The organism is Pseudoalteromonas sp. RW-H-Ap-1 (genome assembly GCF_048318575.1).
Lineage (GTDB): Bacteria > Pseudomonadota > Gammaproteobacteria > Enterobacterales > Alteromonadaceae > Pseudoalteromonas.
Map to the genome: position 1 here is coordinate 3,344,204 of NZ_CP166996.1, position 16,662 is coordinate 3,360,865.

Annotated in this window: 15 protein-coding genes and 2 pseudogenes; 16 read left to right on the forward strand and 1 reads right to left on the reverse strand. The window is 38.8% G+C overall.

The genetic code is table 11. The annotated features are described in order from the left end of the window. Positions 1–384 precede the first annotated feature (384 nt). The 16 genes and pseudogenes from mnmG (at position 385) to AB8618_RS15950 (ending at position 15,399) form a co-directional block, all read left to right on the forward strand. Entirely contained in the window at positions 385–2,274 is a 1,890-nt protein-coding gene (gene mnmG / locus AB8618_RS15875; RefSeq protein ID WP_413401019.1) for a tRNA uridine-5-carboxymethylaminomethyl(34) synthesis enzyme MnmG, read from the forward strand. A 15-nt stretch (positions 2,275–2,289) separates the two neighbouring features. Beyond that, positions 2,290–2,910 carry a 16S rRNA (guanine(527)-N(7))-methyltransferase RsmG gene (gene rsmG / locus AB8618_RS15880; RefSeq protein WP_413401020.1) on the forward strand — a complete coding sequence of 207 codons (621 nt, stop codon included), beginning with the start codon at positions 2,290–2,292 and terminating at the stop codon, positions 2,908–2,910. Between the two features lie 14 nt (positions 2,911–2,924). Further along, on the forward strand, positions 2,925–3,710 hold the full coding sequence (locus tag AB8618_RS15885) for a ParA family protein (RefSeq protein ID WP_008112117.1): 786 nt from the start codon (positions 2,925–2,927) through the stop codon (positions 3,708–3,710). A 20-nt stretch (positions 3,711–3,730) separates the two neighbouring features. Further along, a complete protein-coding gene (locus AB8618_RS15890) occupies positions 3,731–4,657 on the forward strand; it encodes a ParB/RepB/Spo0J family partition protein (RefSeq protein ID WP_413401021.1) in 927 nt (308 codons plus the stop codon). A 142-nt stretch (positions 4,658–4,799) separates the two neighbouring features. Then, positions 4,800–5,168: pseudogene (locus AB8618_RS15895) on the forward strand (ATP synthase subunit I); the annotation flags it as partial. Between the two features lie 26 nt (positions 5,169–5,194). Beyond that, positions 5,195–6,052, forward strand: coding sequence for a F0F1 ATP synthase subunit A (atpB, locus tag AB8618_RS15900; protein WP_138626155.1), 858 nt, complete (start codon positions 5,195–5,197; stop codon positions 6,050–6,052). A gap of 53 nt (positions 6,053–6,105) precedes the next feature. Then, positions 6,106–6,339 (forward strand): F0F1 ATP synthase subunit C, encoded by a 234-nt coding sequence (gene atpE / locus AB8618_RS15905; protein ID WP_004335261.1) that lies wholly within the window; start codon positions 6,106–6,108, stop codon positions 6,337–6,339. 41 nt (positions 6,340–6,380) lie between these two features. Next, the gene (atpF, locus tag AB8618_RS15910; RefSeq protein WP_413401022.1) at positions 6,381–6,851 is read left to right on the forward strand and encodes a F0F1 ATP synthase subunit B; all 471 of its coding nucleotides are present in this window, start codon (positions 6,381–6,383) and stop codon (positions 6,849–6,851) included. Between the two features lie 16 nt (positions 6,852–6,867). Further along, a complete protein-coding gene (gene atpH, locus AB8618_RS15915) occupies positions 6,868–7,401 on the forward strand; it encodes a F0F1 ATP synthase subunit delta (RefSeq protein WP_087533920.1) in 534 nt (177 codons plus the stop codon). A gap of 14 nt (positions 7,402–7,415) precedes the next feature. Beyond that, the gene (atpA, locus tag AB8618_RS15920; protein ID WP_008112134.1) at positions 7,416–8,957 is read left to right on the forward strand and encodes a F0F1 ATP synthase subunit alpha; all 1,542 of its coding nucleotides are present in this window, start codon (positions 7,416–7,418) and stop codon (positions 8,955–8,957) included. A gap of 60 nt (positions 8,958–9,017) precedes the next feature. Next, complete coding sequence (gene atpG, locus AB8618_RS15925; protein WP_008112136.1) at positions 9,018–9,878, forward strand: F0F1 ATP synthase subunit gamma; 861 nt, start codon at positions 9,018–9,020, stop codon at positions 9,876–9,878. A gap of 33 nt (positions 9,879–9,911) precedes the next feature. Then, the gene (gene atpD / locus AB8618_RS15930; protein WP_008464175.1) at positions 9,912–11,297 is read left to right on the forward strand and encodes a F0F1 ATP synthase subunit beta; all 1,386 of its coding nucleotides are present in this window, start codon (positions 9,912–9,914) and stop codon (positions 11,295–11,297) included. A 13-nt stretch (positions 11,298–11,310) separates the two neighbouring features. Continuing rightward, positions 11,311–11,733, forward strand: coding sequence for a F0F1 ATP synthase subunit epsilon (locus AB8618_RS15935; protein WP_008112140.1), 423 nt, complete (start codon positions 11,311–11,313; stop codon positions 11,731–11,733). 167 nt (positions 11,734–11,900) lie between these two features. Beyond that, a complete protein-coding gene (locus tag AB8618_RS15940; protein WP_418157319.1) occupies positions 11,901–12,224 on the forward strand; it encodes a winged helix-turn-helix domain-containing protein in 324 nt (107 codons plus the stop codon). A 41-nt stretch (positions 12,225–12,265) separates the two neighbouring features. Then, positions 12,266–14,035, forward strand: coding sequence for a transcriptional regulator (locus AB8618_RS15945; RefSeq protein ID WP_418157320.1), 1,770 nt, complete (start codon positions 12,266–12,268; stop codon positions 14,033–14,035). An 863-nt stretch (positions 14,036–14,898) separates the two neighbouring features. After that, a complete protein-coding gene (locus AB8618_RS15950; RefSeq protein ID WP_413401025.1) occupies positions 14,899–15,399 on the forward strand; it encodes a biotin/lipoyl-binding protein in 501 nt (166 codons plus the stop codon). Positions 15,400–15,612: 213 nt separating this feature from the next. Here the strand turns inward: AB8618_RS15950 and AB8618_RS15955 are convergent. After that, positions 15,613–16,305: pseudogene (locus AB8618_RS15955) on the reverse strand (IS3 family transposase); the annotation flags it as partial. Positions 16,306–16,662: the final 357 nt, after the last annotated feature.

Here is a 16,662-nt window from a genome sequence, read left to right on the forward strand (position 1 = left end):
TAATAAATTAATAGATTTTGTGGATAAACACTGATTAAACTGCTTTTTTAGCCGTGCTTATCCATGGGATAAGATCGAGACTTGATCGGCCTGTGTATAACAGCCCGTTTTGATCAGAGCTTATTTGCCTGAAGATCCGATCATATTAACACCTTTAGATCCGATCTAATTATATGTTTTTAATCATGATCTAAAGCTTATCAACAGAAAACCCGATCAGTAGTAGTAATAGTATTAAAAGATCTCTTTAAAAGATCCTTTATATTATTAGAGATCACTTACTTAGATCTTGAGCACTGTTTAATCATTTATCTTCTGCTAATTTCTAGGTAGAATACGCTCCCTTTTGAAGTTTACTGGTTTGATTTAAGTAGGATCCCATTAATGATTTTTCACGAAAATTTTGACGTTATCGTAGTAGGTGGTGGACATGCAGGCACTGAAGCCGCATTGGCAGCTGCCCGTATGGGGATGAATACCCTGCTGCTGACTCACAATATGGATACCCTTGGTCAAATGTCTTGTAACCCAGCAATTGGTGGCATTGGTAAAGGCCATCTGGTTAAAGAAATTGATGCCCTAGGTGGCGCAATGGCTCAAGCTATTGACAAAGGCGGGATCCAATTCCGCACGCTTAATTCTTCTAAAGGCCCTGCTGTACGAGCGACTCGTGCTCAAGCAGATCGTGCCCTGTACAAAGCGGCTATTCAAAACACACTTCAAAACCAAGAAAACTTAAAGATTTTTCAGCAATCATGTGATGATCTAATCGTTGAAAATGATCGTGTAACCGGTGTAGTGACACAAATGGGTTTACGTTTTAGTGCACCTAGTGTGGTACTAACCGTGGGTACATTCTTAGGCGGTCAAATTCATATCGGCCTTGAAAATTTCAAAGGTGGCCGAGCTGGCGATCCGCCTTCGATTGCCTTAGCTGATCGCTTACGTGAATTACCATTTAGAGTAGATCGCTTAAAAACCGGCACGCCACCGCGTATTGATGCCCGGACTGTTGATTTTAGTAAAATGCAAGAACAACCGGGTGATGCACCAACACCGGTATTCTCATTTATGGGTAAACAAAGCGACCACCCACAACAAATTCCGTGTTACATCACTTACACCAATGAAAAAACACATGATGTTATTCGCAAAAACTTACATCGCTCACCTATGTACTCAGGTGTTATCGAAGGAATAGGTCCACGTTACTGTCCGTCTATTGAAGATAAAATTGTACGTTTTGCAGATAAAGATAAACACCAAATATTTGTAGAGCCAGAAGGTTTAACTTCTTACGAGTTATACCCTAACGGTATTTCAACTAGCTTACCGTTCGATGTGCAGTTAGAAATTGTGCAATCGATCACCGGCTTTGAGAACGCACATATCTGTCGTCCTGGCTACGCCATTGAATATGACTTTTTTGATCCGCGCGATTTAAAACAATCATTAGAAACTAAATTTATTGATGGTTTATTTTTTGCTGGTCAAATTAATGGTACTACCGGTTACGAAGAAGCGGGTGCACAAGGTCTGATCGCAGGTATGAATGCAGCCTTACAAGTACAAGGCAAAGAATCGTGGACGCCACGTCGTGATGAAGCCTATGTAGGCGTACTGATTGACGACTTAGCAACACTGGGTACAAAAGAACCGTACCGTATGTTTACTAGTCGCGCAGAATACCGTTTGCTACTTCGTGAAGACAACGCTGATATTCGTTTAACTGAAAAAGGCCGTGAACTAGGTTTAGTTAACGATGAACGTTGGCAAGCATTTAACGAAAAAATGGAAGTGATCGCTAAAGAAAAACAGCGTATTAAAGATACCTGGATCCATAAAGATCATGTCATGGTTAATAAAGTAAACGAATTACTTAAAACGCCACTTGTGCGTGAAGCCAGCTTAGAAGAATTACTGCGTCGTCCAGAAGTGCGTTATAACGACTTGATGGCGATTGAAGGGCTTGGATCTGAGTTTACCAATAAGGCGGCTTTAGAGCAGGTTGAAATTCATACCAAGTACGCAGGTTACATTGCGCGTCAGCAAGATGAGATCAATAAGCAGCTTCGTCATGAAGAAACAATCTTACCAAAAGAGTTTGATTATAAAACCGTCTCTGGTCTATCAAACGAGGTAGTTGCTAAGCTAATTGATGCTCGTCCAGACACTATTGGCCAAGCTTCGCGTATTTCTGGTATCACCCCAGCGGCGATTTCGCTATTATTAGTGTATCTGAAGAAGCAAGGCTTGTTACGCAAAACTGCGTAACGGTAAAGGTACATTGTGTTACAGCAACAATTAACAACTTTGTTAGCGCAAACTGATATTGCGCTAACACAAAAACAACAGCAACAACTTGTTCGCTATGTCGAATTACTCGATAAGTGGAATAAAGCCTACAATTTAACCTCAGTACGTTTGCCTCAAGAAATGATGGTTAAACATATAATGGATAGCCTAGTTGTTGCTCCTCACTTGACCGGTCATCATTATATTGATGTTGGCACGGGTCCTGGTTTACCGGGCATAGTGTTAGCTATAGCCTTACCCAATACGCAATTTGTATTATTAGATAGTTTAGGTAAACGTGTACGTTTTTTAATGCATGTTAAACATGAGCTTGGCCTTGATAATGTCACCCCTGTGCAGTCAAGAGTTGAAGAATATCAACCAAGTGTTAAATTAGATGGCGTACTAAGTCGTGCATTTGCATCATTACAAGATATGATTGACTGGTGTTCGCACTTAATTGATCATTCAGGTAAGTTTATTGCGCTTAAAGGGGTATTTCCAAGTGAGGAATTAGACTCACTCCCTGCTGGCGTTAAGTTTGAGCAAAAAATTGCATTAGAAGTACCGGATTTAGATGCACAACGACATTTAATAATTCTTTCTAAAGACTAGGGATCAGAGACACTGTGGCAAAAGTCATCGCATTAGCAAATCAAAAAGGCGGAGTAGGTAAAACTACCACTGCCGTTAATCTCGCTGCATCTATGGCTGCAACGAAACGTAAAGTGCTGTTAATAGATCTCGACCCGCAAGGCAATGCGACCATGGGCAGTGGCGTCGACAAATATGGTGACGTCCCTACTATCTATGACTTGCTCATAGAAGATAAGCCTATTGATGAGGTGATTATTAAAGAAACCTCAGGCGAATATCATATGATTGCTGCAAACGGTGATGTGACCGCTGCAGAAGTTAAGCTGATGGAATTATTTGCGCGTGAAGTACGTTTGCGTAACGCGCTTGAAAAAATACAAGATCAGTATGAGTTTATTTTTATAGACTGCCCGCCTTCTTTAAATATGTTAACCGTTAATGCCATGGCCGCTGCCGATTCTATTTTAGTGCCTATGCAATGTGAATATTACGCACTTGAAGGATTAACAGCATTAATGGACACGATTACGCAACTTGCTAAGTTAGTTAACCCTAACTTACAGATTGAAGGCATACTTCGTACTATGTACGATCCACGTAATCGACTAGCAAATGATGTATCAGAACAATTAAAACAACATTTTGGCGATAAAGTATACCGTACGGTGATCCCACGTAATGTTCGACTTGCAGAAGCCCCAAGTTTTGGTGCCCCAGCAATGTACTATGATCGAGCATCAAGTGGTGCGAAAGCTTATTTAGCTCTCGCTGGTGAAATGCTACGCAGAAAAGAAAAAACAACTCCCGTTGTCGCCTAACTTTGAGGTAAAAAAATAACATGTCTGCTAAAAAACGAGGTTTAGGCCGAGGACTCGATGCGCTTTTAAGTTCATCTAAACCTGCACCAAGCGAAGGCAAGGAACAGGACAATGCTAACGTAACTAGCGCAGTTGAAAATGCAGCGCAACCTAGCAACAGTGAATTACAAAAACTCCCTATCGAGTTTTTACACTCAGGTAAATACCAACCTCGTAAAGACATGTCTGAAGAGGCACTTGAAGAACTCGCCAGTTCGATACGCTCACAAGGAATTATTCAACCTATCGTTGTGCGCCCTGTTGCGCACAACAGCTACGAGATTATTGCCGGTGAACGCCGTTGGCGTGCTGCACAAATTGCTAAACTTGATTTTGTACCCTGTATTATTAAAGACGTGCCTGATGAAGCAGCCGTTGCTATTGCCCTAATTGAAAATATTCAGCGTGAAGACTTAAACGCTATGGAAGAAGCGATTGCACTTAACCGCTTGCTTAATGAGTTTGAGTTAACGCATCAACAAGTGGCTGATGCCGTTGGTAAATCGCGCACTACTGTGACTAACTTATTACGCTTAAATAATCTTAATAACGATGTAAAGATATTGTTAGAGCATGGTGACATTGAAATGGGTCACGCACGTTGCCTGTTAGCACTTGAAGGTGAAGTGCAATCAGATGCAGCCCGTTTAGCTGTTGCAAAGGCATTGACCGTTCGCGAAACAGAAAAACTAGTACGCTCTATTTTAGAGCCAGCTCCAGCAAAAGAAGTAATAGAAAAAGACCCAGATGTTAAACAGTTAGAGCAACAGCTTGCTGATAACCTAGGGGCAAAGGTAGAAATAAATTACAACAAAAAAGGCAAAGGGAAGTTGGTTATTTCATACACTAATCTTGACGAGTTAGACGGTATTTTAAACCGTATCAATCAAGACTATTCCCACCATTAATTCATTGGATGTCTAAAAAGGGACATTTACAGCGATTTTGTGTTACAAAGCACCTACTCAAGTTGCAAAACTGGCAGGATTAAGTATAATTTCGCCAGTTTTCATACCCTGACAATTAGAGCGTCATAAAGGTTAATTAAAAGTGACTAATAAGTTAGCAGGCCCGTATAGGCTTGCCGCATTAAAATTAATTTGCCTTCAAGGATTTGTAGCCCTTTTAGCTGCACTAATAATTTTTATAGGTTGGGAAACCAATGCCGCACTTTCAGCTCTAGCTGGTGGCGCAGTCGCAGTACTTCCTAACTTTGTATTTGCGCTTTATGCATTCAGATATATGGGTGCAAGTCGAGCAAATCAAGCGTATGCCTCGTTGAAACGCGGCAACGGATTAAAATTTATGCTAACAATCGTTTTGTTTGCACTAATGCTAAAGCTTTATCCGGTAGTACTGCTACCTTTCTTTTGTGCTTATGTGTTGGTGTTGTTTACAGGATTGTTTACACCCGTTTTTTTAAACATTAACTTTTGGGATATAACATGGCTGCAGAAGAAGTTACTCTATCTAGCCATATTCAGCACCACTTAACCAATGCTAAGATGTGCTCGACCGACGCTGGTCTTGCCTTCAATAAAGCATGTACGGATAGTGGCTTCTGGACATGGCATATAGATACCCTCGCATGGTCTATCGGACTAGGTCTAATATTTTTATGGATCTTCCGTAGTGCCGCAAAAAAATCAACTCTGGGTGTACCTGGAAAACTTCAATGTTTCATTGAAATGGTTGTTGAGTTCGTTGGCGACAACGTACGCGATACCTTCCACGGTAAAAGTAAGCTAATTGCACCATTAGCATTAACAATATTCGTTTGGATATTCTTAATGAACTTAATGGATTTAATCCCAGTTGACTTCCTACCTGCATTTGCTGGCTTTGTTGGCGAAACTGCATTCGGTATGGATTCACACGACGTATACATGAAAATTGTACCAACTACAGATATCAACATGACAGCTGCACTTGCGCTGGGCGTGTTCATTCTAATGATTGGTTACTCAATTAAAATCAAAGGTATCGGCGGTTTTATTAAAGAACTAACACTTCACCCGTTTAGTTCAAACAATACAGCTATGCAGATTCTTTTAATCCCATTCAACCTATTACTAGAACTTATCGCATTGGTTTCTAAGCCGTTTTCACTGGCACTGCGTTTGTTCGGTAACTTATATGCAGGTGAATTAATCTTCATCCTTATAGGTGCTATAGGTTTAATGCAACTACCGTTGCACTTTGTGTGGGCTGTATTCCATATCTTGGTAATTGTATTGCAAGCATTCGTATTCATGATGCTAACAATCGTATACCTAAGCATGGCAAGTTCGGATAATCACTAATTTATAACTTTTAATTTTTACTTTTAATTACAATTGAAACTTTGGAGAAAAAAATGGAACTAGTATTAGGTCTTAAGTACATCGCAGTAGCTTTACTTATCGGCTTCGGTGCAATCGGCACGGCAATCGGTTTTGGTAACATGGGCGGTAAATTCCTTGAAGCATGTGCGCGTCAACCTGAGCTTGCACCATCGCTACAAGTTAAAATGTTTATCCTTGCTGGTCTAATCGATGCTGTAGCAATGATTGGTGTTGGTATCGCGATGGTATTGTTGTTCGTACTTTAATTTTATTTTTTGAACAGCTTACTATTTAAGGAGGAGCGGTTGTGAACTTAAACGCCACTCTTATCGGTGAATTAATTGCGTTTACGGTGTTCGTATTATTTTGTATGAAATACGTATGGCCACCACTAAACGGTGCAATTGAAGCTCGCCAGAAGAAAATCGAAGATGGTTTAGCTGCCTCTGATAGAGCCGAGAAAGACTTAGAACTAGCGCAACAGAAAGCTGCAGAACAGCTTAAAGATGCAAAGGCTCAAGCGGCTGATATCATTGATCAAGCTAAAAAGCGTGCCATGCTAATTGTTGACGAAGAAACTGTTCGTGGTCAGCAAGAGCGTGAAAAAATTATTGCTCAAGGGCACTCTGAAATTGAATCAGAGCGTAACCGTGTGACAGAAGAGCTACGTAAGCAAGTAGCAACTCTGGCAGTGGTTGGCGCAGAAAGAATTTTAGAGCGCGAAATCAATCAAGCCGCACATAGTGACATCGTTGAAAAACTTGTCGCTGAGCTGTAATTAGGAGGGTATGAGCATGTCTGAATTGACTACTATCGCTCGCCCATACGCTAAAGCGGCTTTTGAACTTGCCGTTGAAAAAGGCGCTATTGATAGCTGGAATGACATGTTGTTCTTTGCTGGCCACGTTGCCAGCAATGAACAGGCATCTACCATTTTAGCTGGATTGCCTACTGCTACTGCACAAGCTGAGTTATTTATTAACTTATGTGGTGAGCAGCTCAACGAACAAGGTCAGAACCTAGTTAAGGTGATGGCTGAAAATGGACGTTTGATTGCACTACCTGAAGTTGCTCATTTATTTTCTGCTTTAAAAGCAGACTATGAAAAAGAAATCGATATTGATGTGATTTCGGCAACACCTCTTGCTGCAGCGCAGCAAGAATCACTGGTAGCGGCACTTGAAAAACGTTTCGCACGCAAAGTTAAGCTGAATTGTAGTGAAGACGCTACAGTAGTTGGCGGCCTTATTATTAAGGCAGGCGACACTGTAATTGACGGCTCTTTACGCGGTAAATTAAATCGCTTAGCCACAACACTACAATCGTAATTGGGAAAAAGAGCATGCAACTTAATTCCACTGAAATTTCAGATCTGATCAAACAACGTATTGAGAAGTTCGAAGTTGTAAGTGAAGCTCGTAACGAAGGTACAATTGTATCTGTTACTGACGGTATCATTCGCATCCACGGTCTAGCTGACTGTATGCAAGGTGAGATGATTGAGCTTCCTGGCAACCGTTATGCTATCGCACTAAACCTTGAGCGCGACTCAATTGGTGCAGTAGTAATGGGTCCTTACGCTGACCTTACAGAAGGCGTAAAAGTATACACAACTGGTCGTATCTTAGAAGTTCCTGTTGGTGCGGGTCTACTTGGTCGTGTTGTAAACACACTAGGTGCTCCTATCGATGGTAAAGGCGCTTTAGATAACGACGGTTTTGAACCTGTAGAAAAAATTGCACCAGGTGTAATCGAGCGTCAATCAGTAGATGAGCCAGTACAAACTGGTTACAAATCTATCGATGCGATGATTCCAGTTGGTCGTGGTCAGCGTGAGCTTGTTATCGGTGACCGCCAAACAGGTAAAACTGCACTAGCAATCGATGCAATCATCAACCAAAAAGACACAGGCGTTAAGTGTGTGTACGTAGCGGTTGGTCAAAAAGCATCTACTATTGCTAACGTAGTACGTAAATTAGAAGAGCACGGTGCACTTGCAAATACTATCGTAGTTGTAGCATCTGCTTCTGAATCTGCGGCACTTCAGTACTTAGCACCGTTCTCGGGCTGTACTATGGGTGAATACTTCCGTGACCGTGGTGAAAACGCATTAATCGTATATGATGATTTATCTAAGCAAGCTGTTGCTTACCGTCAAATCTCATTGCTACTTAAGCGTCCACCAGGCCGTGAAGCATACCCAGGTGACGTATTCTACCTTCACTCGCGTCTTTTAGAGCGTGCATCACGTGTAAACACTGATTACGTTGAAAAGTTCACTAACGGTGAAGTGAAAGGTAAAACAGGTTCATTGACGGCATTGCCTATCATTGAAACTCAAGGCGGCGACGTTTCTGCGTTCGTACCGACAAACGTTATCTCTATCACCGATGGTCAGATCTTCTTAGAAACTGACTTATTCAACTCAGGTATCCGTCCGGCAGTAAATGCTGGTATCTCGGTATCGCGTGTTGGTGGTGCTGCACAAACTAAAATCGTTAAGAAACTAGGTGGCGGTATCCGTCTAGCCCTAGCTCAGTACCGTGAATTAGCTGCGTTCTCGCAGTTCGCGTCTGACCTTGATGATGCTACTCGTGCTCAACTTGAGCATGGTGAGCGTGTAACAGAGCTAATGAAGCAGAAACAGTACGCGCCAATGTCTGTTGCTGAAATGTCTTTGTCGTTATTCGCAGCTGAGAAAGGTTACTTGCAAGACATCGAAATCTCTAAAATCATGGATTTCGAAGCGGCATTACTTTCTTTCGCAAATAGCACATACGCAGAGCTTATGGCTCAAATCAATGAAACTGGTAACTACAACGCCGAGATCGAAGCGCAGCTTAAAGAACTTCTAGAGAAGTGCAAGTCTACGCAAACTTGGTAATTTAGTTATTAATGGTGCGCTTTAGTCCGCTAAAGCACACCTTGATTCGGAGAGAGAGTCATGGCCAGCGGAAAAGAGATTAAAAGCAAGATCGGCAGTATTAAAAATACTCAAAAGATCACTAGCGCAATGGAAATGGTTGCTGCGTCTAAAATGAAAAAGGCGCAAGAACGAGTGGCTTCAAGCCGTCCATACGCTGAAAAATTACGTAAAGTGATTGGTCGTGTTGCTCAAGCAAATCTTGATTTTACTCACCCGTTCTTAGAAGAACGTGAAGTAAAACGAGTTGGTTATATTGTTATCTCTACTGACCGTGGTCTGTGTGGCGGTTTAAACTCAAACGAGTTTAAAAAAGTTGCATTAGACATTAAAGCGTGGAAAGAGAAAGGCGTAGATGCTGATTTTGCTACTTTAGGTAGTAAAGCAGCTGGCTTCTTTCAACGTTTTGGTGGTCAAGTGCTTGCTAAAAAAGCAGGTCTTGGAGATAAGCCTTCAGTACAGGACGTAATTGGTCCGGTAAAAATAATGCTAGATGCATTCTCTGAAGGTAAAATTGACCGTTTATTCCTGGTATATAACAACTTTGTTAATACCATGAAGCAAGAGCCAATAGTAGATCAGTTACTCCCTTTGCCAAAAGCTGAAGAAGAAGTATCTACACATGCGTGGGATTACTTATATGAACCAAACCCAGAGGCTATTTTAGAGTCTTTGTTAGTACGTTTCATTGAATCTCAAGTATACCAAGGTGTAGTTGAAAACGCTGCCTCTGAACAGGCTGCCCGCATGGTTGCAATGAAAGCTGCAACTGATAATGCCGGTGACCTTATGGATGAGTTACAGCTTGTATATAACAAAGCTCGCCAAGCAGCAATCACACAAGAAATTAGTGAGATTTGTTCTGGTTCAGCAGCAGTTTAATGCTTCAGGCAAAGATTAACGAGAGGAATAGACATGAGTTTAGGTAAGGTCGTCCAAATTATCGGCGCCGTTGTGGATATCGAATTTCCACAAGACAGCGTGCCAGCCGTATATGACGCGCTAAAAGTAACAGATGGCGATTTAGCTGGTTTGACTTTAGAAGTTCAACAGCAGCTAGGTGGCGGTGTGGTACGTACTATCGCACTAGGTACTACAGACGGTTTACGTCGTGGTGCTGCAGTAGCAAACACAGGCGAAGCAATTCAAGTTCCAGTTGGTACTAAGACCCTAGGTCGTATCATGAACGTACTTGGTGAGCCAATTGATGAAGCAGGTCCAATCGGTGAAGACGAGCGTATGTCTATCCACCGTGCAGCACCTACTTACGAAGAGCAATCAAGCTCAGTTGAACTTTTAGAAACGGGTATCAAGGTAATCGACCTTGTATGTCCATTCGCTAAAGGTGGTAAAGTTGGTTTATTCGGTGGTGCCGGTGTTGGTAAAACCGTAAACATGATGGAACTTATCCGTAACATCGCAATCGAGCACAGCGGCTACTCAGTATTCGCAGGTGTTGGTGAGCGTACTCGTGAGGGTAACGATTTCTACCATGAGATGAACGATTCAAACGTACTTGATAAAGTATCGCTTGTATACGGTCAGATGAACGAGCCACCGGGTAACCGTTTACGCGTAGCGTTAACAGGTCTTACTATGGCTGAGAAGTTCCGTGACGAAGGTCGCGACGTACTTTTCTTCGTAGATAACATCTACCGTTACACACTTGCGGGTACAGAAGTATCAGCACTTCTTGGTCGTATGCCATCAGCGGTAGGTTACCAGCCTACACTTGCTGAAGAAATGGGTGTACTTCAAGAGCGTATCGCATCTACTAAGACTGGTTCAATTACTTCAATCCAAGCGGTATACGTACCTGCGGATGATTTAACGGATCCATCTCCAGCAACAACGTTTGCTCACTTAGATGCAACAGTGGTACTTTCACGTGATATCGCATCACTAGGTATCTACCCAGCGGTAGACCCTCTTGATTCATCTTCACGTCAGCTTGATCCACAAGTTATCGGTGAAGAGCATTACGGTATAGCGCGCGGCGTTCAAACAGTTCTTCAGCGTTACAAAGAACTTAAAGACATCATCGCGATTCTAGGTATGGACGAGCTTTCTGACGAAGATAAGCAACTTGTATCTCGTGCACGTAAAATCCAGCGTTTCCTATCTCAGCCATTCTTCGTGGCAGAGGTATTTACAGGTGCGCCAGGTAAATACGTTTCACTTAAAGACACAATTGCAGGCTTCAAAGGTATCTTAAACGGTGAGTTTGATGATATGCCAGAGCAAGCGTTCTACATGGTTGGCTCTATCGAAGAAGCTCAAGAAAAAGCCAAAAGCATGTAATTAGGAGGGTAGTATGGCAGCTATGACTGTACATCTTGATGTAGTAAGTGCTGAAGAGAAATTATTTTCTGGTTTAGTAGAATCTATTCAAGTATCTGGTAGTGAAGGTGAGTTAGGTGTTAACGCCGGTCACGCCCCACTACTAACTGCCCTTAAACCTGGTATGGTACGTTTAGTTAAGCAATTTGGTGAAGAAGAACTCATCTATATTGCTGGCGGTACACTAGAAGTTCAACCGAACATAGTGACCGTACTTGCTGATACAGCTGTTCGTGGTGAAGACCTGGACGAGAAAGCTGCAGAGCAAGCTAAACGTGACGCTGAAGCCCAAATGGCAAAAGGTGCATCTGCTGAGCTTGATTACAATCAGGCCGCAATGCAACTAGCTGAAGCAATTGCTCAGCTACGCGTTATTCAGCAATTACGTAAAAAGTAAGCCTATCTGGTTTTTAAAAGCCCACTTTATGTGGGCTTTTTTATGTCTGCTTGGATGACATTACTTTGCATAGCTGTTAATCTCTCGTTAATGTTTTTTTTGCATTTAAAACAGTTTTAAACATTTTCATTCTCAAGCTGTGATATGGATGTTGGATTATAATAACTATGAAAGAAGCAAATTTCCCCCGTAGTGTCAAAGAAGTTAAGTTTGGGGCATGGTCTTTGAACCCTAAGCTGCAAACAATTTTTGACGGCGAAGTAGAAAGAGAGTTAGAGCCGCTTCTTTTTAAAATACTTTCTTATTTGATTATTAATAAAGATGAGATAATTACCCGCCAAGACTTAATTGATGACGTATGGTGTCAGCATTATGTTGATGACAACGCAATTAACCGAGCTATGTCAGAGCTTAGAAAAGTTCTAAAATCTGAAGTGCAACGTGGCTTAGTAGTAAAAACACACTATCGAAAGGGTTATAGCTTTTTTTAGAGCCGGAAGTTATTTATTATGAAGAGGAGCCTTCGGCTTTAGTGCAAGTTAACGCATTAAAAGAAAAAACTAATAACAAACAAAAAAAGTTAATAGCACTAATAACTATATTAATTCTAGGTGTTTTTATTAGTATTTACATGTTTCAAAGTTTATCTAGTCTAGATAACGAGATTGCAAATGATACGTTACTAAAGGTTGAAACAAAAAGCCCAAACATTATAGAGAAAAAATTTAACGAAGAAACGCTCTCTTGGTTACAGGGAGTGTATAGTCAAATGATACTTTCCCCAAATAACTCAACCATTGCACTTTCATTCTTTGAAGAAGAACAATCATATTCAGTGCTTTTATTAAAAAATCTAAATACAGGGCAAGAAAGAAAAATCTCAGAAGCGAATGCTAATATTTTTCCGGCAGGTTGGTCAATTGATAGTGAGCGTGCAATTTATAGAGTAGAAAGTAAAGGCAAATGTGAATTGTGGGAAGTCGGTTTAACAAGTAGTGCAGGTAGTAAGTTTTTATTTGAGTGTGAGTCTTCATACCCAATAAATGCGATTAATCTTGATAATAATTCTATTGTGTATTCAAAGTATGGTTATAGAAATCGCTCTGAATTATCAGTGCTTGTTAATCGAAACTTAAGTACCGCTGAGGAATTTCAAATAAGTTCACCAAACCTAAATTCGTATGGTGATAAGTTTTTATATTTTATAAAAAATAAAAATAAAATTATATTTGAGAGACACCAGTTTAACTCTAGTGAACTGTACATGACTGATTTAGAAGGTGGTGCACAGGTTAAGCTACACGAGGCTAAAAATAGAATATGGTCAATTAACTATCAAAAAGAAACCGACTCATTGTTATGGTATGACAATAAAGAAGAAATTTTTTACCAATATTCTTTAATAAATAACCGTATAGCAAGTAAAACAAAAGTTCATAGTAGAAGTAGCTATTCGGCAACTTATCCAATTAACAATAACAATGTTTTAGGGTTGATATATCCTTTTACAAATAATATTTACAAATTTGATTTAGCTTCTCAAAATTTTGAACGTGTATCAAAATTTGATAGTAAGTTTGCAAATTTTATTGGAGAAAACCTTGTATTTTTAAGTAATGATGGGGAATCAACAAAACTAAATACTGTATTCAAAGATGGCAAAGTCAAGTCAAAAAAAGTTAACTTTAGTTATCGAGACTTTAAAGTATCTTCTGACTCCAAAGAAGCCTTCGGTATTAATGAAAATGGAATAGAAATACTCAACTATGAAAATTTATCCGTTAAAGAGGTTATTAATCCCGAATATAATTTTATATCAGCTAGCTATCTGCTAGATAAAAACATTGGTTATATTGTGCAAGATGAATCTGGTACGGATACTCGCTCTTACATTTTTAATAGGAGCAATTCTAAAAGTATATTGTTACCAGTAAAAAATGCAGTATGGTTTGGGCAGTTACAAAATAATAAACTCGTCTTTTTAAATAATTTAGATATGTTAACATTTTTTGATCTGTCTACAGGGCTTCAAACGCAAGGCTTTAAAGTTAAACCATCTGCTTATAAACACTCTTTATCAATAAATCAAAATAAAGTTTATCATTCGACTGGTAAAGCAATTTACGAATATGATTTTACAAAGGCTGTTGATATATTACCAAAAAAAGTATTTGAAGCTAGCAAGGCTGAAGATGCTATTATAAATGTAAACTCTTCGAGTTCAGGTAGCTCTTTAACCTTAGAAATAGTTGAATTGGTAAACAATGAACTTGTGAGATTATCGCTAGAGAAAAATGATTAACTAGTACTTTGTAAATTTGTCATTATAGCTATCAAAACTTTTATGTCTTAATTTAGTCAGTTTATACGAAGACTTTCTAGATGTAATAACTTATAAACGATAAATATATGCACACCTTTATCAAGTGCAGGTGCATTGTTTTAATTGTATGTAGTATCCATCACTTAATGAAATTAACTATACCTTGCATAAAAGCAATATAATTTTATACCTTACAAACCCCAACGGACCCAATTCGTTTCCATTACACAAGCTTGTAAAGTTTAAGAAGAGACTACTTCTTAAGGTTCTCTACAATATGGTATGTTTTGTATGATCGGTTTGAGTCTATGTAGAAAAAAGCGTTTTTAATTTTTAGAAGAAATAGGAACTACTTATTTGGGTTTTTATGAATATGCCCAAAGTATGGCGGTACTTTGGGCTACATATGCGAGAAATGCAAATGCAATAAGGAAGTTAAATCTTACAGCTCATCAAAAAATAAAACAAGTTTTTTGTTATTTCAATATTTTTAATTGCTAACATTGTTAAATTCATTTAATTTCAAGTGCTTAAGTCTAATTATTATGTGATTTCATAATAATTGATAATTACATTTTTTTATATTTTTAGAGTAAATTAATTCGTGTTCACTAAAAAACTATAATAACCACTATTTACAGGATTAAAGCTCATGAAATTTTCATTAAAGAAAAAAACTTAAGGTTCTTAAATCAGCAGACTTAGATGCTAATAATATTTTAGCGCTAGGACAAACAAAAAAGATAAACGGTGGGGGAATTACAGTGACGATTGAACCAAAAGATCCTGACGTTCAAATTCCAGGTGCAACATTGATTAACGTTTTAAAATAAGGAGGCTTTTTGTTAGTAATCAACTTATATACTGCAATTTCGTTCTCTGCCGTTTTGAATATAAACACTCCTGAACTTCAGGAGTATTTATATTCCAGAGAGTCAGGAAAGATTAGTGAAGTTTTTGTTAAGAACGGCGATTTCGTTAATAAAAACGACCTATTAATGGCGTATGATAATTATGAGTCAAAAAAGTATGTTTACTCTACTTTGAAGGGAAATGTCATATACGGGTCAAGGTTAGAGAAAGGTGATTTTTTTTATAAGGGAGAGCTACTTTTTAAAATTAAAAACGAAGAATTTTATGGTGTGCTTTCCTTTAATAGCATAGATCTAGACAACATTGCTTCTATAAAAATAGGGAGTTACATATGTTCAAGCGCATATGACTTTCGTTTTAAGGTGGTCAAGGTAGACCAGGTATCTGTTTTAGTATCAATTAAGAATTTAGGTGAGGGTATGAGCATGAAAAACAAGGAGAGCAATGAAGCTTTTTATAGTTGCAATTAGTTTCTTATTTCTATTTATTTCTCAAATAAGAGATCTCTTAATTAAGTTTCTGGTGGTTCAGATTTATTAAATGATTACAGTCCCCATTTAGCTTATTGAGGTCGATTAAATAGGGTGTTTTTGGTTACTGAGTTTCCAACCTTACCTCTGATAAGCTCCAACATCCTCTATACTTTCTCTAGTGCTATAGCTAACTAACAATTTACTATATTATAAGCTGGTATGTTGAGATCCCACAACACTATGAAAAACGAGTCTACTCGGCGGATGTCACAAATTATAGGCTTTGATTAACGCCTTACTTAACAAGTTCGTTTCCACACGTTTATCTATATGCCAATCAACGATCCGGCGTGAATACAAATCCATGTCTATAGCCAAAGACATTCAGCCTTCACCTTTTTTAAATAAGTCACATTACCAGCCCAAATTTGATTAGTACTCGTTGGATTAAGGTTCTAGTTAAGTAAGTTAGTTGCAATAGAGTCTAAGTGTTTACGCGTAGTCGTTACCTTGTAAGTTTAACGCCGTGTGACTTTTAAACATAAACGCCGCATAACTTTACGAACAAGGTATCGGCTAGCTTAATAGTCTTATTTACGAAGTCTCTTTACTATTTCTCGGTTAACAAGCTCTCTGTTTTTTAAAAGTTGGAAAATACTTCGGTACAGCTTCAACGTATCAATGCTAATTATTCTTCTGGGCGTTTTATCCAGTTATTATAACCTGATTTACTTACTTGCATGATGCGACAAAGCAACGTTACTGAGGACTTAATAGACTGTTTTTTTAATTGAATAAAGTTAAACTTTATTTCATTTCTTTTGCAAAGAATGCGTTGGCCTTTTTCCATACTTAATTCTGTGTTTCTTTACGTAACCGCTTTAGTTCACCCCGTTCAGGTTCATTAAAGTAACCCCTTACTGCTTAGCGACTGCTTTATCTTTTCATAAACTACTAGCGACACTAAGAGACTTAGTTACTTCTTTAAACTTAAATTATTTCCTTATTTTATTAGCATTAATGTTAATAAATTAAGCGTTCAACAAAATTAGACCCGAGCAACCATTGGGATCAGACTTCTTTATATATTATCTTCGTAAATTTATATCCATAAATATGTTTACCATATTAGCAAAGCAAACCTAGTCACTATTACTAGCTTATTTATAAATAACATTTAGATTTAAGTATTTGAAAATAAATAATTTTATTAATTATTCTTACATTTGCTAAATGAATAATTATCTGTGAATATAAATT